Consider the following 23,683-nt stretch of genomic DNA (forward strand, 5'->3'; position numbering starts at 1 on the left):
AATCAAATGTAGCAGATCCAAACCCAAATCTTAAAACCAAAACCCTTAAACCAAAACATCGAGAAAACTCAAAACAAGTCCCATAGGGACGGACTATCTTATAACCAGAGGTTTCAACCTCTGGACCTGCATATGCCACCCCCCTCGGTAATCCCGTAGGGATGATCCATACCTCGTTTTTACAATATTTTCCCAAGCCTATCATTTCAAGCCTATTTTCCCTATATTGATTGCCTTTCAAAGGTCTATTTAGAGGTTCTATTACCTGATTTTAACAGGAATATATTCCATATAAAATGAATGAGTCAAAAATCCATCAGGAGATAAGATTTTTGGGCAACCTTCAAAGGTACCTCAGAGAGTTTGTTTACGGAGGTATCGATGGAGCTGTGACTACATTTGCTGTCGTAGCTGGGGCCGTTGGAGCAAGTCTGAGCTCAGAGATCATCATCATTCTTGGATTTGCCAACCTGTTTGCAGACGGATTTTCCATGTCTGTTGGGGCATACCTTTCCGCCAAATCCGAAAAAGAGAGCTACCAAAAACACAAAAACATTGAATATTGGGAAATAGATAATATCCCAGAAAAGGAAATTCAAGAAGTCCGGGACATCTACAAGGCAAAAGGTTTTGAAGGCAAGTTGCTCGAGCAAGTAGTCACCGTGATTACTTCAGACAGGGAGCGCTGGGTAGAAGAAATGATGAAAAACGAACTGGAAATGATTCCCGAAGAGAAAAGCCCATTTAAGATAGGCTTGGCCACCCTGATTTCCTTTATTCTAATTGGCTTCATACCCTTAATGATTTATGTCTATGATTTTTTTAAACATACTGAATTTGATATCTTTCTGTGGACAAGCATTTTCACAGGCCTTGCTTTTGCCGTGATTGGCTCTTTAAAAAGCTTGGTCAATCAGACCAATATATTTAAAAGCATGGGTGAGACTATTGGATTGGGGCTATTGGCAGCTCTAGTCGCATATTTTGTTGGAGATTTTCTGGAAACTTTAATCATGAATTCATAAATGGAAACCATAGACGATGTCATTGAGGCCATTGACCGGATTGCCACTGAAAGTTATAACAAGGACAGCAGATTGGGCTATTTTGCTATACTTTACAGGCAAGTCACCATCAGGGTCAAGGAGGGAATCATAAATGGTGAGTTTGATGATAACCCAAGAATGGTCAAGCTGGACATAATTTTTGCCAAAAGGTTTATCGATGCTTATGATGACTATCAAGCCGGCAAATCCATCACCTCATCTTGGCAAACAGCCTTTGACACGGCTATTTCTTCAAGACATGTGGTCCTTCAGCACCTCCTTCTTGGTATCAATGCCCATATCAATTTAGATTTAGGGATAGCAACTGTAGAAACTATGGAAGGCAAAAACCTGGAAGCCATACGCAACGACTTCGATAAGATCAATGCCATTCTCTATGAGTTGGTCAATGGTGTCAAAAATAATATCGGAAAAGTCTCTCCATTGTTCAGGTTACTGATCCGCTTCGCCAAAGGCAGAGATGAAATCCTTGTCAACTTCAGCATCAGAACAGCCCGTGATGGGGCTTGGAAATTTGCAGAAGAATATGCAGCCAGCAAAGACCTACCCAGCACCCTATCTATCCGGGATCAAGTTATCGATGGCTTAGCCCAAAGTCTCAGTAATCCAGGCAAAAGACTTTCCAGGCTCTTGAGCCTGATAAGCTTGGCTGAGTGGCGATCGGTTAAAAGAACAATGAAACAACTCGAAACTATCGCAAAGGAGCAATAAAGTCAGTTCATCTACCTATGCTGTAGGCTCTCAGCCAACTGTTCAAGCCGATATGAAGATTTAGCATTGGCTTTTGCAGTCTCTTCTGAAACATAAACACCCACCCGGTGCTCTGTCAGATCAAGCAAGTCATCATAAGGCCCTCTTAAAGAAATCAATTTGACAAAAACAGGCGCCGTTTCTACTGCGACAAATAAAAGCATGATAAAATAGCCCGCGATTTTAATAGCCTTTGATTCCATTCCCAATGCTGCCAATGCATCCAATCTCGCTGCCAAACCATCGTAAGCTTCAATTCCAGGCTTCAGTTGGTCAACAGCGTTGGTTCTGGCCTGCATGAGCATCCTGATTTCATCATCCAAAATATCCAAGCGCTGTTGATGAGACTCTCTCAGTCTGTCCAAGGCCTCTTGCGCTGCATCCAATTGCTGCTCTTTCTTCTTGGCATTGCTGCCCAATCCTACTATTCCTGAAGTCCTTTCGGTTTTGGTCCCGAACCTTTCAAAATCATATTCCTCTTGCAGCTTATCCCTAAAATCAACAGCCTCCTTGATTTCTTTTCTCAACAATTCCTTTTGAGCTTCTCTTTCCCCTATTTCAGAAAAAGTTTGCTCCACTGCAAGTTTGCTTGAAGCCAACATTGCTGTTTTTTGTTCATCCAACTTCCGGTTGATTTCTTTTTCAAAAATCTTCAACTCTAAGGGTTTTGAAATCACTATGGCCAAAAGAACAGCGAAAAGTAGCCTGGGAATTGCCATCTTCCATTCTTGCCATGAATTGTCTCTTTTCTTCATGCTTGAGACGATAAATCTATCCAAATTGAAAATCATCACCCCCCATACTAAACCGAAGCCCACTGCGAATAACAAAGAATTGAAAACAGTGTATAAGGCATATCCTGCTGAAATTGAAGCTAGCAAACCCGTAAAAAATACCGTACCCCCTATCCCAATAAATTTATGGGTTTCTGTAGGAACCCTATTTAATAAGGGTGTGTAGGCACCCGAACAAAACCAGAAGAATCTTGTAATGGTACGCATGAATTATTGAATTGATTTAAGCAAGCTTCTCTCAAAAAACGAGCAATCCGGAATTGAATTTTAATATTTTTATATGCTAGTTCAGGTATTCTACCTAAAATGGCCCCTCAGCTCAATTAAGACAGTTTGGTCAGCAGATTTATAAATTCAATTAGAGTAATTTTGACTGAATCACCCTGTTCAAAAATGTGCAATTAGATTAAGTGACCAATTATTGTTCGCTTTTGAAACAGTCATGGAAGGGACCCAAGAAGAATTACTTCTTGTCGCTCAAAAGGCGCAGGATGCCGTTCTGAAAGCTGGCGCAGATGAAGTATTGATTTATTTCAGAATGCAGATTAGAAAAAACGAGGATGTGACAATTGAAGATAAAATCGGTAAATACTCTTAACAATGCGTTGATTTAAAAAATAAAGAATCTTGAGAATGCACAAATTTTCCATCAAAGCCTCAGAGACTTAGCCCCTACAAGGAAACCATTGAGCCTGTAGAAGGTTGTTTTTTCGTATATTAAAAAAGAATCAACCTTAAACAGCTTATGAAAAGATTGATACTTGGAGTTTTTATTTTATTTTCTGTTAGCCTATTTTCTCATGCACAGATCAAATCTGTGACTTACAATGTGGTCAACAATGAAATTAACAGCAATAACCCTCTCCCCTCGGAAGAACCCTTTTTTATAAAAGGCACACTTCCAGAAGGTATAGACCTGGTCAAGGTCATTGTCAACAGAACCGGCAAAAATGAGAGACTGGCGGAGGAATATTTCTGGAAAAGGGCCTTTGAATTTCCTGTTTCTCAATATGAACTTTTTGTTTCCAGGGAATTGAGAAGCAATGACAATTACGATCTGGAGTTTCATTATTTCAGAAAAGCAGATAATTTGGAAATGAGTAATGTCAGGACATCTATCTACCGGAATTTGGAAGCTTATATTCGTGCGAATTTTGAAGTCACCTCAAGAGGAATCAGGACCAACCATTCAGATCCAGTCATGATGACTCAGATGAATCAGATTGTTACAGATGCCCTTGAAGATTTCAGACATTTCCTCGGGAGGGATTTCAGAGGGTTCAGTGAAATTGTAAGGCAAAAATTGGATCAGAAAAGCCGCTTACGGCTAAATAGAGCCAGATTCAATATTCTTGGTAAAAACGAGTTGGACAATGAAAAAGCAGCTTATGCAGCTCAGTACATCAACGAATTGATCCAATTAGTTCAATCAGAAACCTCTCAATACCTAGACAACAGTCTTTTAGCTTTAGCTGAAATAAGAACTGTTAGCAATTATCCCACGGAAAGAAAACCTGGCACCTTGCCACTCAATTTTGGTTATGGTAGCATAGCAGTAAAAAGAAGTCTTTCAAGTACAGAATACCTTCATGGTCCCTATGTAGGGCTATCTTTGCCCTTGGGAAATCAAACATTTACCCGCTTTTTGGGCAATGCGTCAATTTCAACTGGGGTGTTTTTGCAAAACTTCGGATCAAGAGATGGGACAATCGTCCGGGGAGAACTCGTCGGTTTACCCATCTATGCTGGCTTGGGATATAAAATGTTCCGTGTGTTGCGGCTTAATGTAGGCGCAGTGATGCTCAATATTGAAGAAAGTAATGGGAACTTCAGCCCTAATCACATCCAACCTTTTGCCGGAATAAGCCTTGAGTTCAATATGTGGCTTGGATTAAGAGACAGGAGGTAAATTATGCTAAAGAAAGCGTACACATTTCTTTTCGCATTGATTTGTTATTCATCTCTTTTTGCCCAACAGAAAGACTTTGAATGGAGAATAGGTGTCAGCGCGGGCTTCTCCAACTACTATGGAGATTTGAGCCCCTACACTGTCAGAGGTCTGAGCAACTGGAAAGCTGTCCACCATCTATTTTATTTCAACCCGACTTACAGCCAGAGACCTTCCTTTAAAATATCATTGGAGAGGCAATTGAGTCCGACAGTTGGTCTGATGTTCAGTTACGGTGAATATCATTTCGCTATGAGTGATCGGTACATTCAGAGAGATGGGAGATTGATGTTGGAAAATCCCAACTTTTTCCGAAGCCTAAATTTCCAAAACCACACCCGGGACATGGGATTATCTTTTGTTTTCAAGACTGATAACGATAGGCTTTTGTCATCTAAATCACTGATTGCTCCATATTTCACATTGGGTTTTGGGCTGATCAATTTTGAGGTTTTTGGAGACCTCTTAGATGACGAGGGAAACAGGTACGATTATACACTCCCAATTCCTGTCAACAATTTTGAATATGAAACAGACCTTCAGCCAATACGGACTGAACAGGAGAGCGGGTATTCACTTGGTTCATTATATACCAATTTGGGTTTGGGGTTTAGGATAAGGTTGAGTAATCGTCTGGAGCTTTTTGCCCAATCTGACTTTCTTTACACTTTTACAGATTACCTGGATGACGTAAGTGGGAATTACAGGACTAATTATGAAAATGACTTCCAAGCTTACGCTGCTAATCCCTCAGGGATGGTTTTGGATCCAAATAACCTGCAAAGAGGCAATCCAAACAGCCCCAACGATTGGATAATTTTTCACAGTATAGGCCTGAAATACAACTTTGGAGCTAGCAAAAAAACCTTCTCGGCGCCTAGAATCAGTAGTTACAATCCTGAATATACAGTATCCGCGCAAAGTCAAAAAACAGCTATTCCTGAAGAAAAAGAGGAGGAGAGTATTGAAAGCCAAACAACCAGTAATTATTACAATATCCAGATCATTGATGATAAAAGGCTGGATAGCCTAGAGCACAAATCTCAAATTTTGATTTGGGAGCAGCAAATTCTCAACAGGGAAAACAGGATTTTAGCCGGACAGGTAGCACAAAAAGACCTGATAGGGCTTCGAAGTCAGTTTCTTATTCACTTACAATCCCTGCAAAAGGAACAAAATCTAGAGCTTAAAGAAAAAGAAAGTATGTTGGACTCCAGCATGCTCAGATTAGACAACCTACGATACAGTATAGACAGTATCAGCAGAAGAGAAAAAGAATTGCTGTTGGAGATTGATAGCATTAGAAATCTTATTTCGACCAAAAGTCTCCCATCACAAGCACGGAGTATTTCAACTGATAGCCTTGATCTTTTTATTCAAGAAAGAATTCATTCTCCTTCAGATACCTCTTCTATCTTGGAAAAGAAGGAGAGTGATGCAGTATCTGGGGCAGAGACCTTAGAAGGTGAACAACCAGAAACCAAACTTAGGACTGAACAATCACAAAGGGAAAACTTAATTGAGAATAAAGAGAGCAAAATAAGCTCATCGGAGTCAGTTATATCTCATGAGGAGGCGGCAACCTCAACTTCTACTGATGAAAATGCTAGAATTCGCCGCTTGGAAAATCAAGTTGATTACCTCATCTATCAGAGAGACCAACTTCTACTTCAAAACAGACAGGATGTAGAGCAAACTACGAGTCAGGAGAATATTTACCAAGAAAGAGACACTTCTACTTTTCAAGCCACCCGAACCCCTTCTAGCCAAGAGCCAGAGGAAAGAAAAAGAAACAGGTGGTGGTGGCCGTTCGCAGCTGGAAATGCGGCAGCAAGGATTGAGAATAGTCAAAATCTAGATGAACAGAACCAAATCAATACGCTCAATCAAACTCAACTAAACCCGGCCATAATATCTCCAACTCAGGAAGAATTGCGTAATCTAAGTTTGGCAATCAGCAGTTTATTTCTGAGTACCGCATTGGTTCAACAAAGCGCTCCTCTTAATGGGTCAGCTTCTGTGAGACAAGATAATATGGATGATGATGTAAGCGAGGATATCAAACCCACAAGTACTCAGCCGTCTGAAATTATCAGAGATACTGTTTTCCTGGAAAATAAAGCTATCATCAAAATGATCCGGTCCAAGGAAAGCATTTATTTCAAAATCAATCAGAGGGAAGTAGACTCCGAAGAGTTAAAGAAATTGGCTGATTTGGCAGATTTTGTCAAAGAGAATGCAGGTGCAAGCTTGATGCTTACAGGTTTTGCTGACAATACCGGCAATGTCAATTATAACCTGAAATTAGCAGAAGATAGAACCAAGGCCGTAGCTGAGGCACTGATTGAATCTTTTGGATTAGATCCATCCAAAATCCAGTTGGAATCCGGGGGACAGGTTGTTCGTGGCACTCAAAGGGCTACCAATGACAGGGACAGGCGTGTTGAAGTCAAACTTCTTTTTGAGGATTAGATTACTATCCTTTATAATCTCAAAAAAGTGAGAATTTAAGCTTATCGGTCAAGAGCTCAAGTGCCTTGATTGATTTCACTGAATTTCCTTTTTCATTTAACTCAGGGCACCAGACAGCTATAGAGAATTTGTGAGGCATAACAGCTGCAATTCCCCCTCCTACTCCACTTTTACCCGGCAATCCTACCCTAAAAGCAAACTCACCTGATTCATCATAGAAACCACAAGTCAGCATCAAAGCATTGATCCTTCTCGCATGGCTCTCGGAAACAATTTCCCTATTGGCAAAAATACTGTAACCGTCATTCGCTAAAAAAGAGAAAGACTTAGCCAAGTCTGTACAGGACATTTCTATTGCGCATTGAGAAAAATATACATCCAACACATCCTCTACCTTGTTTTCAAAGTTTTTATATGCTTTTAGAAAATAAGCCAGTGCTGTATTTCTTTCGGCATGGTTTTGTTCGGATTGTTTCACTTCTGGATTCATCAAAACACATTGATGCCCGGAAAGCTCGTTGATAAAGTCCGATATTTGATGAAAAGGTCTATCAAATTTGCTGCAAAGGGCATCAGTGATCACCAAGGCACCAGCATTGATAAATGGGTTTCTAGGTATTCCCTTTTCGTATTCAAGCTGTGCAATAGAATTGAAAGGGTTGCCACTGGGCTCCACATTAACTCTGGACCAAAGCTTACTTTTGAAAACATGGAATACCATAGTCAAAGTATGTACTTTGGATACACTCTGAATAGAAAAAGGTGTTTGATAGTCTCCAACTCCGAATACATTGCCCTCAAGATCAACCAGAGCAATCCCAAACTGATTCCCGTCTACATGGGCCAGTTCCGGGATATAGTCTGCAACTTTGCCTCGGGGATTTTCATTTTGTACTTCCTTGTAAACTTCTTCTATTAATGCTTGATAGTCCATTTTTTCAATTTGCAGAAATTGATTGGGCAAAACAAATCAGCCAAAGCAATAATAGATCATAAGTCATTATTTTCAATATTCTGGCATAGCATTCAAAACCAAAAATTATCAGGCTAAAAATTAGACCTTTAGGTAATTTGGTTAAAATTATTCACACTGTTTTTATTTAAGGATTAATTAATTTGCTTTTTTCGGTGAATTTTATTGATAATTCCATATGAAAAAGTATTTACTTGCCAGCTTTTGGATCCTTTCCTTATTTTCTTGTGAAGAATCCCAGGAACCACCGGTTCCCATTAACCATTTGCTTCACATCAATATTGAAGTGAATTACCTTTCTGAAAATGAATCAGCATGGGTATTCCTCCACAACAAGCATGGAGAGCTATTGGATTACCAACCTATTTCTGATAAGAACAATTTAGACTTAACCACAGGTGACAACACCTCTGACTTAAGCTTGACTGTCATCAAAAAAATCACTTTTGGAGACATCAGCAGGTACAATGCTGAAACTGTATCCAGTATTGTATTTGACAAGGATTTTAACAACATAAATATTGAATGGAGGAAAAAGGATTCTCAAGGCAACCTAAGTATCATTTGGAACCTATGGTCTGAAAAAGGCCACCCTGTTCTGAAAGATTTCCCATCAGAGTTTATTTCAGCCCATCCAGAATTTTCAAATAGGGACGCTTTGGAAATTTCATCAATCACTGTAATAAAAAGTGATCAAAATTTCCAAACCTTATTGGACAGGAAATATCATGAAATTGTTTCAGGTGAAGAGACTCAGTCTTACTCCCTCAATAAAAGAATTGGGTGGTAAATCGGATAAAATAACTTCACTTTTCCTAAAAGGCATCCTGAATCAGCATGCCTTTTAGGTTTTTTTATTTAAAAAGTAAAGTAAATTATTTGCTAAAATCAAATCCCAATCCAACAAAAGCCCCCACATAATCTCCATAAGACCCCACTCTATAATTCCCTGTATCCAGAAAATTGCCCTTGTTCATATTTTCGAATCCATATTGGTACCTTAATCCCCAGAAAAAGTAGTCTTTACTTTCCTTAAAATAGTTCTTCAACCCTACCTCCGCTCTGACCACAGGGCCAAGTGCCATTTGGGTTGTTCCTGAGTCTTCATAGTTATTTAATGCATAACCAAATGAGGGCTGCAGATAAAAGGCATAACCTTCTTTTTCTATGTTATACCGGATCCCAAGGCTATAAATCCCATATTCATCACCTCTGACGACATTCTGACCAATATTTCCCGCCCAAATCTCCCGAACTGCCACTCTGTAAAACTCCCCTTGTAGGGCGAGCTGCCAATTTTGATGGAAACTAGTCAAAAATGTAGCTCCTGCATGAAAATCAAAGGGAGATCTGACTGTCAGAACATTAGCAAAAGCTGGGCTGCTGTAATTGACATCTACAAAAGATTTTTGGATTCCGCCATAAACTTCCGCGCCAAATCCAAGCTGAGCATTGGATTTGAAAACTGTAATGAGGATCAAACTAAGAGTGAGGATTGTAAATCTAAGCTTCATTTATTGTTGTAATTTGAGAAGCCCAAATTAAAGGAATCTTTTAGAAATAGCGGTTTACTATGCTTGAAATCTCATTGATGCCTATCTTTTTAAAGCCAATTTCTAAATCATTCCCCAGTTCATAATATCCCCTCAAACTTTCCTGCCAAGCCAACCTGGTATAGGAGCGAAAATTTGGCTCAAATGCTGAATTTTCATAACTTAAAAAAGAACGGGATGGACCTCCCAAAATTTCTACATGAAAGTTACGCTGAGCCCAAGCATTATTGAAAATTACAACCAAAAAAAACGTTGAAAACAATACCCTTTTCATTCTGAGAATCAAAATTACAGAATGTAAACGTCTCTTCAACATTAATATTATCTCACCAAAGTGCTGATAGGTAATTTAAGTCCTACTTCTATATTGAAACCGTCAAGGGTACCGGATTTCACGGACTCCACCTGCTGCTGATTGACGAACTCCCGCACATTTACCTGCCCAATTTCAGGACTTCCAAAATTCTGGGAAAAATTAAAGGCAAGTAAACTGGAATTAAAGAAAGGAATTTCAAAAAACGCACCGGCCTGATAGAACAGCTTCCCGCCGGAGTTTTGATCCGTCGGAACAGACCTCAAGGCTGGAACCCTTTCATCATTCACCATTACGGCCCCTATTCGCGCTACATTCATCCTCACGGTGTTTAATGTAACAAAAGTAGCAGCTGACACTCCCACCCTCAGTCGGTTGCTTTGACCTACATCCAAATGATATCTTGCCCTTAGCGGAATGGCCCTTGTCCCTGGCTCATTTAGGCTGACCCATCCAAAGTTTTGAGATTCCACCTTGGTCTGACTCTTCCAACTGGTATAGCCAGTCTCAAAACTCCATTGACCTGAAGTGTAACCAAATAGAATTTGGGAAGCGGGCCTAAGCCTGGTCATGCCTGGGGCATTACTTTGCACAAAATCTGGCTGGAACCTTTGTAAGGTTGTGAACAATGCATAAGTGCCATCACCCCAGGCCGCCTCGCGCTTCTCTGTTTTTCGCTCCTTTTTGGTCACTCTCCAATCCTCCCCTTTTCTTGTCCTAAAATCTATTCCATATCCAAAAACAAGTCCGGTGTAGGTACCCCTTCGCTGAACTTGTGGTAAAGGCGGTTCCTTGCTGTACGTAAACCAAGATTGCAGCATTCCGAATCCTTGATGATGTCTTAATCCGACCAGAAAATAATTATTACTTGGAGTACTGAACTTCATGCCTACTTCGATAGATGCCGCTGGAACAACTTGAGTCATCAAATTGGCTCTAGGGAAATTCACTAAAGAGTCTTGATGGTCAAATCCAAAACTACGTGATCGATTTATCCCCAAAGAGGGTTGAACATAAAGCGCATATTCTCCCATTTCCCAGATTCTTCTAAGACCCAAACTAAAATTACTGTAGGAAAAACCCCAATCTATTCGCTGTGGTCCCGGAATAAATGCAGATCCTGAATGTTCAGGATGTTGTGTAAACCGAAGAGGGGAAGATACATGCCAGGATTGAAGGACCATTTGCCAGTCATTACTGATATTGTAAGATAATCCCAAGCCCAAATTCAGCCCAGTACGGGTAGCAAAATCAAAGGAAGGAGATGGATCATTCAATAGGCTTTGATGGTGCCGCTGGGGAACAAAGTACATTTCAAGATTAATTCTGCTCTGGGCATGAGCTTCAAAAGAACATACCAAAACAAGTAGACTTATGGAACTCAGGAGTTTTTTCATCTTAGAAAGGCCTTGTAAACGAATCTTTACATTAAAGCTAAAACTTTTTATCGGAAATATCCCATAACAGACTAAAAAACAATACCTCAATTCCTTATGTATATAATTTTTTTATATATTTGACTTACTGATGCATCAAAACGCTATGTCAAATAACAATTTAATTAAAGGAAGCCTGCAAACCATCATCCTCAAACTCCTTGAGGAAAATGATAGAATGTACGGCTATGAAATAACCCAAAGGGTCAAAGAACTTACGGAAGGGGAGATTAAGATTACAGAAGGCGCACTCTACCCTGCCCTTCACAAGCTGGAAGCTGAAGGGATGCTGACCACAGAAATACAGCAGGTAGACAACCGTGTAAGAAAATATTACAGCTTGACCAAGGATGGCCAAAAGGAAGTCAGTGCCAAGATGTCCGAGTTGCAGAGTTTTGTAGGTAATCTCCAACGCATCCTGGATCCTGAATGGAAGCCAGGTTTGGCTTAAAGGGTTCACGCGACGTTCGCAACGAATGACGCAAGAAACGCTAAGAGATATTGAACAATAATTAAAAAGTTATTTAAAAGCTGAAAAAGTACTCGTAGCGCAAGTGGCGAAAACTTTGCGCCCGTTGCGAGAAACAAAAATTTATGCGCCAACTAACTGACATAGAACTTCAAGAAATCCGCAAAGCCATTATGCGGAAAGAGATCTCCTCAGCAGAGATACTGATGGAGGTATATGACCATTACATCAGTCACTTAGAGGAATCTTCAGAAGAGGAATTCAATGAACAACTTTTTGAATTGGAACATAAGTTTACCTATGCCTATTGCCATGCCTTGCAGGCAAAATATAACAAAGAAATCAGAAAGGAACTCAGCAGTCTACATTGGCAAGTTTTCAAAAGATATTTCTGTCTTTCCAAAATTCTATATGTTTTGGTCTTTTCATTCTTGGCATTTCAGCTGAGTCGATTTGTCACTGATCAAAAAGAAATAGCTTTATTTATGCTTTCACCGCTTTTGATATTGGCTGGAGCCCATATTTTCTTTTTGATTAAATCGTACTTCAAGATCAAAAGCATCAAAAAGAATTTCAATGCTGAGGGTCCTCTCCAATCTTCTCTCTTTTACCCCATTTCAGAAAAACTGTACTTGCCCGTCATGATGGCCTACGGCATTATTTGGTCTTCTGAATGGATTTTTAATTCAAAAACAACAGTGAATTTGGCCCCTTCAATTGCTGTAGTAATATTTATTACCCTTTCCATATATGTGCTTACGCTATTTGAAGTTTGGCAAGTCAAATCCAAAAAATCCTTAATATGAAACTGACTGAAGACCAAATAAAACAACTGCATTACCATATCAATGCCAAGCAGATTCCCTATACAGAAGTCAGGGATGAGGTATTAGATCATTATCAGACTGCTTTGGAATCGGAAAAAGAAAAGACAATGGAAGAGGTTTTGAAATCCTTGGATCAAACCTTTACATTGGGTTATTGTAATCAAGCATCAGAAAACTACCTCAATAGCCTAAAATCAGAATACCCGAAACAGTTTAAAAAGAATTTCTTCAACCTTTTCCAAAAAGAAAAGGTTTGGGTTCCGATTTTATTATTGGCATTTGTATTAAGCCTACCGAGTTGGATACAAAACGCGAACATGCTTTTTCATCTGGTAAATTTATCGTTGTTGACCGGATTGATGCTTGAAAACTGGATCATATCAAGATCATATCCCAATAAAAAAATCAAACATCATTACAGAAGCATAGATGATAAACCGACATTTGCCCAACTTAGGGCAGCGGCTCCAAAAGGCTTTGGAATATTACATGTAGCGGTTATGTTGCTGATTTTCCTTCCGATAGGTGCGCTTTACATTTTTGAAGTAGTTGAAGACAGTACTTCCTACTTCTTTTTCCAACCACCCTATCTTTATGCCACCACTGTCTGCTTGTGGCTATTCTTTTTGATGACTATTGCAAGATATCAGGCTAGAAAGGCTATGGTCAAACCAAAGGTGAACTAAATCAAAAGACTGTATGAGAAAGTTAAGTGACCTTGAATTCAACAGTATCAAAACAAGACTTGATAGCTTGCAAATTGTTTATAAGGAAATCTATGATGAGTTGCTGGATCATTATATCAGCCAACTGGAGAAAAAAGATCAACCGGAATTTGAGCAAGAACTCGAAAAACTAAATGAGACTTTTGCTTGGTCGGTAGTAAAGGGCATGGAAAAGAACCTTGAAAAGCAAACCAATAAGCTCATAGCCAAAATACAATGGGAAAGTTTGAAGATTTGGAAGTTTTCACCAAATGAATTTTTTACAGGCTTATTGATAGCAGGCTTAATGTTTATTTCTTTCCTTACTTTTAAGCTTGAAGGCCTTTTTATGGCTTCAAGTATTTTAGCTTTGGCAGGTATCATCCTAGCCTGGAACAAACAAGGGAAAGGAATTAGTTTTTCCCTCAATCCAAAAAAACAAAAACCTGTTGCCTGTGTCAGTAGGGTCATTCTGTCTCGGCTTGGATTATTGTACGGTTGTTTATCTTGGTTTTGGATAGGAGTCAGTAATTGGGGAGAATCAAACCCAGGGCCTATCGGGACAACTTTGGGAATCATCATCTGCACAATAATTTTTCTTTACACCATTTCTTTACTGAAGGTGTCCATCACATACAAAAGACCTGAATTAAATGTTCCCCAAACATGAAACTCACCAAAGACCAAATCGAGCAACTCAAAAAACTGATCTCCTACAAAGGCTATCCGGAAATTGATGTGCAATATGAGATTTTGGACCATGTCGCTTGCAAGATAGAAGAGCTTACAGAAGCAAATCCAGAGCTAAGTGTATCCGATGCCTTTCAAAAGGTACATGCTTCTTTTGGGATTTTTGGATTTTCAGAATTGGAAGAGTCTTATAAAAAGATGATTGAAAAAAGATTGCTAGGATATTTTTGGACAGAATTGAAATCAAGTGTTTTCAGTCTAAACATAATATCCCCTATTCTCTTGACATTTTGCTACTTCCAAAGTGCTTATGTTATAGAAAAAAACTTCAGTTTCGGAGAGGGCAGTGCTTTAATGATAGGTTTCTTATTCTTGGTTATTGTGGTGTTATGGTGGTACTATGCCTTCAGCAAAGATTTCAAAAAGTACAAAAACTATGCATTATGGAGAGGGAACCAAGGTATATTAATGTTTACATACATACCGCTTCAGTTTATGATTCAGGGGTATAGGTATTTTGGGAATTTTAATTTACTAGAGCCATTTACATTAAGTTTATGGCAGATTTTTGCGGTTATATTTGTATTTGGTGGGATGATGATTCTTTCTGTTCTTCCTGCTGTTTTCCGAAAATCTTTAGAAGACACCAAAAAACTGGAGGCGGTCTACGAAACAGCTTAAAAAATGAATTTTAGGTAGTAAAGAGAATGATTCATTTAGATCGTCCATGCCTACGGCACTTCCCTACTCCTTAAGCTATCCTGATCCACGGCTTGAAAGCCGTGGTTATTACATCGGCCGCTCCTCCGGAGCTTTTTCCTACCTTTCTCAAAATTAGCTAAAAATTAAAAACTCTCCCCAATTAACATACACATGGACATGGATAAACATGCCAGGCTAAGAGTCAACGCATCTCCCCAAAACATCACTACCTAAAAAAATCCCAGTAGGTCGCATTATCTATTTTCTATTATTTTGAACACATTGTTATAGCAAACCAGGAGCCCCCATAAGTCCCGTAGGGATGATCGATATAATAACCGTGGGTTTCAACCCACGGATCCAGAAAAATAAATGCACTCCATCAGTCCCGTAGGGACGGACGTTAAATACTTTGCGAGTTTCAACCTATCTACTCTTAAATTTAAGCCATTAAAATCACTCAAGGATATAAATTTCAAGCAATAATAAAACAATAATTTTTCAACTGATTTTTATACATTTAATCCTCAATTCTTTAATAGGAAACTAATGAATAAAGTATTCAGCTCCGTCATTTTAGCTATTTGGCTATCAACTCCCATTTTCGCTCAATCCCCCTGTGATCTTCATCCCCTTTTAAATGCCCTGCCCCAACACAGTATTTCAGGTTGTGAAGAAAAAGAATATGATAAATTGAAAGTTGACTTTACAGATAGAGACGGTACTTGGATTCAATATGAAAAAGCTGGATATTTTCTAAAAACATATTACAGCTTCGATGGAGATTGGGAAAAGAGACCTTCCAATGCGATGATTTTTCAAAATTATATCCAAGCTGTTGCATCCAAGGGTGGCTCAGTGATTAATGAGTCAAAATCAGTAGTCTTGCTAACCCTAAAATCTGGCAGTGATACTTGGTGGATACAGATCCAAAGTGACCAAAGCGGAACTTTCTCGGTTAGCGCTGTAAAAGAAGAATCGATGAACCAATACATTGTTCTTTCTGCAGAAGACATCGCCAAAGAAATGGAGGCTAATGGTAAGGCTACTTTTTATGGGATCTTTTTCGATACAGACAAATCAGAAATCAAGCCTGAGTCCAAGGAAACTTTAGAGCAAATGGCTAACTATTTAAAATCGAATGCACAAGTTAATGTCTTTATAGTAGGTCATACCGACAACACAGGGGCTTTCGAACACAATCAAAAATTATCCGAAAGAAGGGCTGAGGCAGTGGTTAACTATTTAATTGAGAATTATCAAATTACTGCAAGTAGATTAGAGGAGTATGGAGTATCTTCTCTTTCTCCAGTTTCAGCCAACACCTCGGAAGAAGGGAAAAGCAAAAACAGGAGAGTGGAGATGGTGTTGAAATAATCTTAAATTTGAACTTAGCTTACCACATTTGTTCAATAAGAAATCCATTTTAATATTGCTTCAAAAAGCCTCTGATGTATAAAATTTCAATTGCAAAGATTTGCTTCTATTTTTTATGTTTTTCAATTGTGCTTCAAAACTGCACATCTAAAAATCCTGCCTCACAACCTCAACATAATTTAGGGTTTGAAGTTTGGACTAATAAATCGGATTTATCAGATGGTTGGAGTACTTGGGGAGATAAAAAGGTAGAAATCGACTCTACATTTTCTTATGAAGGGAAATACTCGGGTAAAATTTCATCAATTTCGGATAAAGAGTCTTTTGGTGGAATAGTTTATAAAATCCCAATTAAAGGAATAATAGGTGACAGTGTTCGATTGGAGGGTAAAATCCGATTTGAAAATATTTCAGAGGGTTTTGTTGGTTTAATTCTTAGAGTTGAAGAAAATGGAAATACCATACACTTTGAAAATCTTCAAGACCTAAATCTGAATGGAACAAAAGATTGGAGCACTTATCGAATTACATTACCACTTGGATTTGGGAAGGATAACTTAACAATAGCCGGTATTATTCAAGGAAAAGGAACAGCTTGGTTTGATGATTTTAAGGTTCAAATAGATGGCAAGGATATCAATAACTTCGAAATTCCTAATTTAAAACCGGGAATTTTTGAATCGGACACTATTTTTGATAAAGGATCTGAAATTATTTTAAGCCAAATTACGGACCAGCAAATAAACAACTTGGCAATCACTGCCAAAATATGGTCTTTCCTAAAGTACTATCATCCCGAGGTAAATGCAGGTAAGTTTAATTGGGACTATGAACTATTTAGGGTTTTACCTGAAATACTTAAAGCAAAAAATGATAAACTGAGAGACCAATCCTTTTTAAAATGGATCAAAAATTTAGGTACTGTGCCAACATGTGACCCTTGCGTTGAAGTATCTCCTGACTCTTTTTCTCTTGGAAATTTTGATTGGATTGAGCAGGAAAATATTTCAAATGATGTGAAAACGGCTTTAAAATGGATTTTTAAAAACAGAACCAGTGAGGAAAAGTTTTATGTCGGACCAGCAGAATATGGCCCTTCCCCTGTCTTTTCAAATGAGTTGGATTACAAACAGTTTGCATACCCTGATGATGGGTTTAGATTACTTGCCCTTTTTAGATATTGGGGAGTAATTGAATATTTTTTTCCATATAAACATCTTATGGATGAAGATTGGAATACTGTCTTAAAAACCTTTATCCCAATTTTCCTAAATGCCAAAAATGCCCTCGAATATGAATTGGCTTTGCTTCAATTAATCACTATGATTAATGATAGCCATGCAAGTTTGAATGCAAGATTGATTGACCGAGAGCTCCGGGGAGACTATTACCCACCATTCAAAGTGGATTTTATTGAAAATAATTTGGTTGTAACCCAGCCATTGGTGGATAGCTTATCCCATCTAAGTGGTACAGTGGTCAGCCATTTCAATGGCAAAGAAATCCATAGTATTGTGGACAGTATAAGACCATTTTTTCCAGCCTCTAATGAAGCTGCATTGAAAAGAGATATGGCTTGGCAAATTCTCCGAAGTAAAACAAAATCATCAACTATCACTTTTGAAAAAAAAGGATTAGCAACTATGGATTTTATTCATGCCAATTCATTCAACTCGATTTATGCGAATAAAAATCCAGATCCAGAGTCATTTAAAATGCTAACTCCTAATATTGCTTACTTGAATATCAAAAAATTAACTCCTACTGAGTTAGCGTCTGCTTTTGAGAAAATTCAGTCAACAAATGGGCTTATCATCGATTTAAGGACTTATCCTGAACATACCTTGGTCTATGATCTTGGAGCATTCCTAGTCAACACTCCCAAGGGATTTGTCAAAGGGAGCTTGCCCCAATATGATACACCAGGAAAATTCTATTTTACACAAATACTACAAATTAATCCGAACCCAACAGCCTTTTACTTGGGTAAGGTAATTCTTCTTGTAGACGAAAACACTCAAAGTGCTCCTGAATTCCATACAATGGGGCTTCAAGTTGGAGAAAACGTAATGACTATAGGTAGTCAAACGGCAGGAGCAGATGGCAATGTTGCAACTATTAAAATTCCAGGTGGCTATTTAACTTTTTTCTCCGGAGTGGGAATCTATTACCCCGATGGAACAGAGACCCAAAGAGTGGGTATCAAAATAGACTTAGAGGTTAAACCTACCTTCCAAGGTGTCAGGGAAGGTAGAGACGAAGTACTGGAAAAAGCGATTGAACTCTTGATAAAATAAAACTATGACGAACTCAACTTTCTTTGAAAAAAGAGGACGGATAGTCCTTTTAATTTACCTCTTGACATTTTTCACTCAAGATATCCATGCGCAATTCAGTTCCTCTTTTTTTAAACTTTGCGTTTACAATGAAAAAGATGAAATTCTATTGGTCAAATGGGAGGGAGAGTGGGAAGTGGTTGGAAATAGATTTAATCAAGATGTGAGTATTTCAGAATTTTTAGAATTCATGTCTTTAACTATGGGCATAGAAACAAATAATTGGGAACTGCGTGCAATTTTCACTAATCACTTACCTTCTCCACATCCAACTATTATGCATTATTATTCAGCAAGATATGTATCTGGAGAAATTACACCACCAGAGGATTGTACTCATATTGGTTGGTTCAGTAAAGAAAAAGCCATGGAGGTAATTCCTTATCCGATAATGAAAGAAATCCTCAATGCTATCCATGAAAATCCTAAAACTCTCATTACAGCTAAAGGAAGGGTTTATTTAGATAAAAATGGAGTAAGGCAAGAGGAAATGCTTGAAAATCCTCAACCCCTTAATAAAATATTACAATCCAACTAATCCTTATCCATAATAGTTGATTGCATCCTAATTTGCTTTTTGAATTGAATTAACAAATCATTAAATCTTAGAGACTTTCAGATCGCATCAGTCTGAAACCAAATTTTCTTCTTACCTTTGCACCCTAATTCAATTTTACAATGCAAAGTATTCGGAATATCGCGATTATCGCACACGTTGACCACGGCAAGACGACCCTCGTGGACAAAATCATCCATGCCTCCAAAATCTTTCGTGAAAACCAACAGTTTGACGATTTAATCCTGGATAACAACGACTTGGAAAGGGAAAGAGGAATTACCATTCTATCCAAGAACGTATCCGTAAGATATAAAGACACCAAAATCAACATCATTGACACCCCCGGTCACGCCGACTTTGGAGGTGAAGTGGAAAGGGTATTGAAAATGGCTGATGGGGTTATCCTATTGGTAGATGCCTTTGAAGGCCCTATGCCTCAGACACGTTTTGTGTTGGGTAAAGCGCTTGACCTTGGGCTTACTCCTATTGTGGTGGTCAATAAAGTGGACAAAGAAAACTGTAGACCTGACGAAGTTCAGGAATCAGTATTTGAACTGATGTTCAACCTAGATGCCACTGAAGAGCAGCTCAACTTCCAGACTTTGTACGGCTCTGCCAAGCAAAACTGGATGGGACCTGATTGGCAAAACCCAACCGACTCCATTATTCCACTTCTAGACGCTATCGTTGAGCATATTCCTGCTCCAAAAATTGACGAAGGAACTGTTCAAATGCAGATCACCTCCCTGGATTATTCGAACTTCGTAGGCCGTATTGCTATTGGCAGGGTAAAAAGAGGAACCATCAAGGAAGGCGCTCAGTTGATGCTATGCAAAGCTGATGGTGTATTCAAAAAAGTAAAAGTAAAAGAACTTCATACTTTTGAAGGTCTTGGTAAAAACAAAGTTACAGAAGTTGTTGCCGGTGATATCTGTGCGGTAACGGGCATTGAAGATTTTGAAATCGGAGATACATTAGCTGACTTGGAAAACCCTGAACCACTTCCAAGAATTGCGATTGATGAGCCTACTATGAACATGCTCTTCACGATCAACAACTCTCCTTTCTTCGGTAAAGAAGGAAAGTTTGTGACTTCACGTCACTTGAGAGATAGATTGATGAAAGAGATGGAAAAGAACTTGGCTTTGAGAGTAGAATCAACTGACTCCGAAGACAAATTCTTGGTCTATGGTCGCGGTATCCTTCACTTGTCAGTCTTAATCGAGACCATGAGAAGAGAAGGTTATGAACTTCAAGTAGGTCAGCCTCAGGTGATTTTCAAAGAAATCGATGGTGTAAAACACGAGCCAATTGAAGTTTTGGTCGTTGACGTACCTGAGACAACTGCTGGAAAAGTGATAGAGTTAGCTACACAGAGAAAAGGCGAACTCCTTGTCATGGAACCAAAAGGCGATCTTCAACACCTTGAGTTCAGAATCCCTTCAAGAGGTTTGATCGGATTGAGAAACAATGTCTTGACTGCTACCCAAGGTGAAGCGATCATGAACCACAGATTCTCCGCTTACGAGCCTTTCAAGGGAAATATCCCCGAAAGAAACAACGGATCACTGATTTCCATGGAAGCCGGTCAGTGTACTGCGTATGCAATTGATAAATTGCAGGATAGAGGCACCTTCTTTATTGAGCCAGGAGACGAGCTATACACAGGTCAGGTGATCGGCGAAAACTCCCGTGACAATGACATTGTAGTTAACGTACAGAAAGGTAAAAAATTGACTAACATGCGTGCTTCAGGTTCTGATGACAATACCAGAATCGCTCCTGCCAAAAAATTCTCCTTGGAAGAGGCTATGGAATACATCCAAAAAGATGAATATCTTGAAATCACGCCTAAGTCTATCCGAATGAGAAAAATCTACTTGGATGAAAATGAGAGAACGAGAATGGCGAAGAAAGATTCATAATTGTACAAAGTTTAAAGTACCAAGTACAAAGATGGACCCCGGAAGTTGAAAGACTTTTGGGGTCTTTTTTTTGACCTTTGAGGTTTCCAAAAACCTCGAAGGTATCTTCCTGAAAAGCATCAAGAATTGAAAACCTATTATTACTCTTTTTTAAGTGATACCTTTCACCAATACATCTAAACTATCCAATAATCAAAAAACCGGACATCTCTGCCCGGCTTTTTTATCAAGAGACTCTTGTCTTCATCCTTCATCCTTCATCTCTCATCCTTCATCCTTCCTCCCTCATCCTTCATCCTTTTCTTACTCTCCCTGAGCCAAGCTATAAGCCCTCACACCATCAAAGGAATAAAGGTTTTCAGTCTTAATGAAGTCAAAGCCTAATTTAGCAATCTGATCCATCAAATCCAGTACTTGGGCATGTGAAACCGGTGATTGATCCGCTTTTTGGAATCTACATCTCCAATGATCCGTACAGAATGTTTCTTTCATTCCTCCTGGGTACACTTTGATTCCTCTATTCGTTATCAGCTGGAGCACAAGGCCATCTGCGTCCGCTTTTCTCAAAGAGTCTCCGATAGAGTTAGGGTCTCTACCGTCTTTATCCCAATCGATAAACACATCCACGCCTATAAGTTTTTTCTCAGATTTGGTCACTGGAGAAAGTTTGATACTGATAGGGTCTTTGGCTGATTTGTCAAAAATAGCCGGAGTCATATTGACAGGCTTTTGTCCTAATCTTTCAATCACTGCTTGGGCAAACTCCTGAGTACCTACTTTTTTGCTGGAAATCCCTTCCTGATAAATATCACCTGTATGGATTCCATCTTCCAAAGTTTTCATCCAGGCATTGCCTACTTTCTCAGCGATCTCAGGCTGACCGATGTGTACAAGCATCATCACAGCGCCGTTGAGCAATCCTGATGGATTGGCCATGTCCTGTCCGGCAATATCCGGAGCAGATCCATGAATAGCTTCAAACATAGCAACTTCCTCTCCCACATTGGCAGAGCCACCCAAACCAACAGAACCTGTCACCTGTGCAGCAATATCCGAAATGATATCCCCGTAAAGATTCAATGTCACGATCACGTCAAACATTTCCGGTCTTTCAGCAATCAAAGCTGAACCTATGTCGATGATTTTATGATCAGTTTCTATCTCTGGGTATTCTTTGGCAATATCATTGAAGGTTTTGTGGAATAGTCCATCAGCCAATTTCATGATATTATCCTTCGTCATGCAAGTCACTTTCTTTCTGCCATATTTCTTTGCATATTCAAAGGCATATCTGATGATTTTTTCAGAACCCGGCTGGGAAATCAATTTCAGACACTGATAGACTTCTTGTGTTTGTCTGTGTTCGATACCAGCATATAAATCCTCCTCATTTTCCCTGATTATGACCAAATCTGTCTTAGGGAAATGCGTCTTTACAAAAGGTGAATAAGCTTTACAAGGCCTTACATTGGCAAAAAGTCCAAAGGATTTCCTGGTGGTCACGTTCAGACTTTTGAATCCTCCTCCCTGAGGAGTCGTGATCGGAGACTTCAAAAATACTTTGGTTTCTCTCAAAGAATCAAAAGCCTTAGGCTCCATTCCTGAACTGATCCCCTTCAAATATACCTGTTCGCCGATTTCAATGATATCATATTCCAGTTGAGCGCCAGCAGCTTCTAGTATGCTGAGTGTGGCTTTCATAATTTCCGGTCCGATCCCATCACCATAGGCAACAGTAATTTTTGTTTTTGACGACATATATAAAATGAGTTTTGTTGAAATTTCGATGTGGTACAAAAATATAAAAATAAAGGCTATGAGCAGGGTAAACCTATTATAAATTAGCACATAAATAAAAATAGACAACAAACGATTGAATTATTGGAACAAGGCACTTTGGATACAAACAGATTGTATTTTTCTAAGGAATGCTTTGGGAATGCCTGTCAGCCTTGTATATTTGGCCCCTAACCATCACCAAATCCAATGGCTGATAATACCAACATTCTCTCAGAAGAAAAAGAAGGGATTTTATACCTGACAGTAAATAGAGAATCGAAGCTCAATGCATTGAACTTTGATACCCTCGAAGAAATCAGGAATATTTTTAATGAAGTATCGGACAATAAGGACATCAAGGCAGTAATCATCACCGGTTCAGGTGAAAAAGCCTTCATTGCAGGTGCCGATATCAGTGAAATTGCAGGGCTCAATGAGCTCAACGCAAGGAAGTTTGCCGAAAACGGGCAGGAAATATTCAGCCTCATAGAAAACTGTCACAAACCTGTGATTGCCGTTGTCAATGGATTTGCCTTAGGTGGCGGATGTGAATTAGCAATGGCATGTCACATGAGAATTGCTACAGCAAACGCTAAGTTTGGACAGCCTGAGGTAAATTTGGGAATTATTCCAGGATACGGTGGAACGCAAAGACTGACTTATCTGATTGGCAGAGGAAAAGCCAATGAGCTAATGATGACGGGAGACATGATAGGGGCAGAGGAAGCAAAATCTTTGGGCCTTGTAAATCATGTCTGCGAGACCAAAGCAGCAGCTATGGAAAAAGCAGGGGAAATCATCCAGAAGGTCATGAGTAAGGCGCCATTAGCCATTGGAATGATTGTAGACTGTGTCAATGCAGTATTTATCCAAGGTGAAAATGGTTATCAAACTGAAGCAAACAGTTTTGCCCGATGTGTCAAGTCGGGAGATTATAAAGAAGGCACTTCGGCATTCCTTGAAAAAAGAAAACCGGTTTTCAAAGGGGAGTAAATCCCCTTTTCTTTTT

General features: G+C 39.1%; 23 protein-coding genes. 16 read left to right on the forward strand and 7 right to left on the reverse strand.

Going from position 1 to position 23,683, the window contains the following annotated elements:
- On the reverse strand, positions 1-241 hold a 241-nt coding region (locus A33Q_RS22405), incomplete at its 3' end, for a hypothetical protein (RefSeq protein ID WP_235062789.1).
- A 55-nt stretch (positions 242-296) separates the two neighbouring features.
- Here A33Q_RS22405 and A33Q_RS09095 point away from each other — a divergent pair.
- Positions 297-1,025, forward strand: a complete 729-nt coding sequence (locus A33Q_RS09095) for a VIT1/CCC1 transporter family protein (RefSeq protein WP_009034259.1) — start codon at positions 297-299, stop codon at positions 1,023-1,025.
- Positions 1,026-1,778 (forward strand): DUF5995 family protein, encoded by a 753-nt coding sequence (locus A33Q_RS09100; RefSeq protein ID WP_009034260.1) that lies wholly within the window; start codon positions 1,026-1,028, stop codon positions 1,776-1,778.
- A gap of 11 nt (positions 1,779-1,789) precedes the next feature.
- Here A33Q_RS09100 and A33Q_RS09105 read toward each other — a convergent pair whose 3' ends face one another.
- Positions 1,790-2,818, reverse strand: coding sequence for a DUF4407 domain-containing protein (locus tag A33Q_RS09105; protein ID WP_009034261.1), 1,029 nt, complete (start codon positions 2,816-2,818; stop codon positions 1,790-1,792).
- Between the two features lie 214 nt (positions 2,819-3,032).
- Between A33Q_RS09105 and A33Q_RS21530 the strand changes: the two genes are divergently transcribed.
- The 3 genes from A33Q_RS21530 (at position 3,033) to A33Q_RS09115 (ending at position 7,031) form a co-directional block, all read left to right on the forward strand.
- A complete protein-coding gene (locus tag A33Q_RS21530) occupies positions 3,033-3,209 on the forward strand; it encodes a thiamine-binding protein (RefSeq protein ID WP_316929409.1) in 177 nt (58 codons plus the stop codon).
- Between the two features lie 147 nt (positions 3,210-3,356).
- Positions 3,357-4,520 (forward strand): hypothetical protein, encoded by a 1,164-nt coding sequence (locus A33Q_RS09110; protein WP_009034263.1) that lies wholly within the window; start codon positions 3,357-3,359, stop codon positions 4,518-4,520.
- Positions 4,521-4,523: 3 nt separating this feature from the next.
- Positions 4,524-7,031 (forward strand): OmpA family protein, encoded by a 2,508-nt coding sequence (locus A33Q_RS09115; protein ID WP_040490295.1) that lies wholly within the window; start codon positions 4,524-4,526, stop codon positions 7,029-7,031.
- A 19-nt stretch (positions 7,032-7,050) separates the two neighbouring features.
- Here A33Q_RS09115 and A33Q_RS09120 read toward each other — a convergent pair whose 3' ends face one another.
- Positions 7,051-7,965: a glutaminase gene (locus A33Q_RS09120; protein ID WP_009034265.1), complete on the reverse strand. Its 915-nt coding sequence runs from the start codon at positions 7,963-7,965 to the stop codon at positions 7,051-7,053.
- A gap of 217 nt (positions 7,966-8,182) precedes the next feature.
- Here A33Q_RS09120 and A33Q_RS09125 point away from each other — a divergent pair, with 217 nt between their 5' ends.
- On the forward strand, positions 8,183-8,794 hold the full coding sequence (locus A33Q_RS09125; RefSeq protein WP_009034266.1) for a hypothetical protein: 612 nt from the start codon (positions 8,183-8,185) through the stop codon (positions 8,792-8,794).
- Between the two features lie 85 nt (positions 8,795-8,879).
- Here A33Q_RS09125 and A33Q_RS09130 read toward each other — a convergent pair whose 3' ends face one another.
- From A33Q_RS09130 to A33Q_RS09140, 3 genes are read right to left on the reverse strand one after another with little or no spacing between them, the layout of a single operon-like run.
- The gene (locus tag A33Q_RS09130; protein ID WP_009034267.1) at positions 8,880-9,518 is read right to left on the reverse strand and encodes a hypothetical protein; all 639 of its coding nucleotides are present in this window, start codon (positions 9,516-9,518) and stop codon (positions 8,880-8,882) included.
- Positions 9,519-9,558: 40 nt separating this feature from the next.
- Positions 9,559-9,831 (reverse strand): hypothetical protein, encoded by a 273-nt coding sequence (locus tag A33Q_RS09135; RefSeq protein ID WP_040490296.1) that lies wholly within the window; start codon positions 9,829-9,831, stop codon positions 9,559-9,561.
- A 47-nt stretch (positions 9,832-9,878) separates the two neighbouring features.
- Positions 9,879-11,267: a hypothetical protein gene (locus A33Q_RS09140; protein WP_009034269.1), complete on the reverse strand. Its 1,389-nt coding sequence runs from the start codon at positions 11,265-11,267 to the stop codon at positions 9,879-9,881.
- 145 nt (positions 11,268-11,412) lie between these two features.
- Here A33Q_RS09140 and A33Q_RS09145 point away from each other — a divergent pair, with 145 nt between their 5' ends.
- The 9 genes from A33Q_RS09145 (at position 11,413) to typA (ending at position 20,895) form a co-directional block, all read left to right on the forward strand.
- Positions 11,413-11,757 (forward strand): PadR family transcriptional regulator, encoded by a 345-nt coding sequence (locus A33Q_RS09145; RefSeq protein WP_009034270.1) that lies wholly within the window; start codon positions 11,413-11,415, stop codon positions 11,755-11,757.
- Positions 11,758-11,900: 143 nt separating this feature from the next.
- Complete coding sequence (locus A33Q_RS09150; RefSeq protein WP_009034271.1) at positions 11,901-12,581, forward strand: hypothetical protein; 681 nt, start codon at positions 11,901-11,903, stop codon at positions 12,579-12,581.
- Entirely contained in the window at positions 12,578-13,288 is a 711-nt protein-coding gene (locus A33Q_RS09155; RefSeq protein ID WP_009034272.1) for a hypothetical protein, read from the forward strand. The genes A33Q_RS09150 and A33Q_RS09155 overlap by 4 nt, the downstream gene beginning before the upstream one ends.
- A 13-nt stretch (positions 13,289-13,301) precedes the next feature.
- Complete coding sequence (locus A33Q_RS09160) at positions 13,302-13,976, forward strand: hypothetical protein (protein ID WP_009034273.1); 675 nt, start codon at positions 13,302-13,304, stop codon at positions 13,974-13,976.
- Entirely contained in the window at positions 13,973-14,677 is a 705-nt protein-coding gene (locus tag A33Q_RS09165; protein WP_009034274.1) for a hypothetical protein, read from the forward strand. The genes A33Q_RS09160 and A33Q_RS09165 overlap by 4 nt, the downstream gene beginning before the upstream one ends.
- Before the next feature lie 570 nt (positions 14,678-15,247).
- Entirely contained in the window at positions 15,248-16,075 is an 828-nt protein-coding gene (locus A33Q_RS09170) for an OmpA family protein (RefSeq protein WP_009034275.1), read from the forward strand.
- 128 nt (positions 16,076-16,203) lie between these two features.
- Positions 16,204-18,372: a S41 family peptidase gene (locus tag A33Q_RS09175; RefSeq protein WP_160169346.1), complete on the forward strand. Its 2,169-nt coding sequence runs from the start codon at positions 16,204-16,206 to the stop codon at positions 18,370-18,372.
- A gap of 4 nt (positions 18,373-18,376) precedes the next feature.
- A complete protein-coding gene (locus A33Q_RS09180; RefSeq protein ID WP_009034277.1) occupies positions 18,377-18,949 on the forward strand; it encodes an NUDIX hydrolase in 573 nt (190 codons plus the stop codon).
- 140 nt (positions 18,950-19,089) lie between these two features.
- Entirely contained in the window at positions 19,090-20,895 is a 1,806-nt protein-coding gene (gene typA / locus A33Q_RS09185; protein ID WP_009034278.1) for a translational GTPase TypA, read from the forward strand.
- A 303-nt stretch (positions 20,896-21,198) separates the two neighbouring features.
- Here the strand turns inward: typA and A33Q_RS09190 are convergent, their stop codons facing one another.
- The gene (locus A33Q_RS09190) at positions 21,199-22,653 is read right to left on the reverse strand and encodes an NADP-dependent isocitrate dehydrogenase (RefSeq protein ID WP_009034279.1); all 1,455 of its coding nucleotides are present in this window, start codon (positions 22,651-22,653) and stop codon (positions 21,199-21,201) included.
- Positions 22,654-22,881: 228 nt separating this feature from the next.
- On the opposite strand from A33Q_RS09190, the gene A33Q_RS09195 reads away from it, so the two are divergent.
- Complete coding sequence (locus A33Q_RS09195) at positions 22,882-23,667, forward strand: enoyl-CoA hydratase/isomerase family protein (RefSeq protein ID WP_009034280.1); 786 nt, start codon at positions 22,882-22,884, stop codon at positions 23,665-23,667.
- Positions 23,668-23,683 lie beyond the last annotated feature (16 nt).

Source organism: Indibacter alkaliphilus LW1 (assembly GCF_000295935.2).
Lineage (GTDB): Bacteria > Bacteroidota > Bacteroidia > Cytophagales > Cyclobacteriaceae > Indibacter > Indibacter alkaliphilus.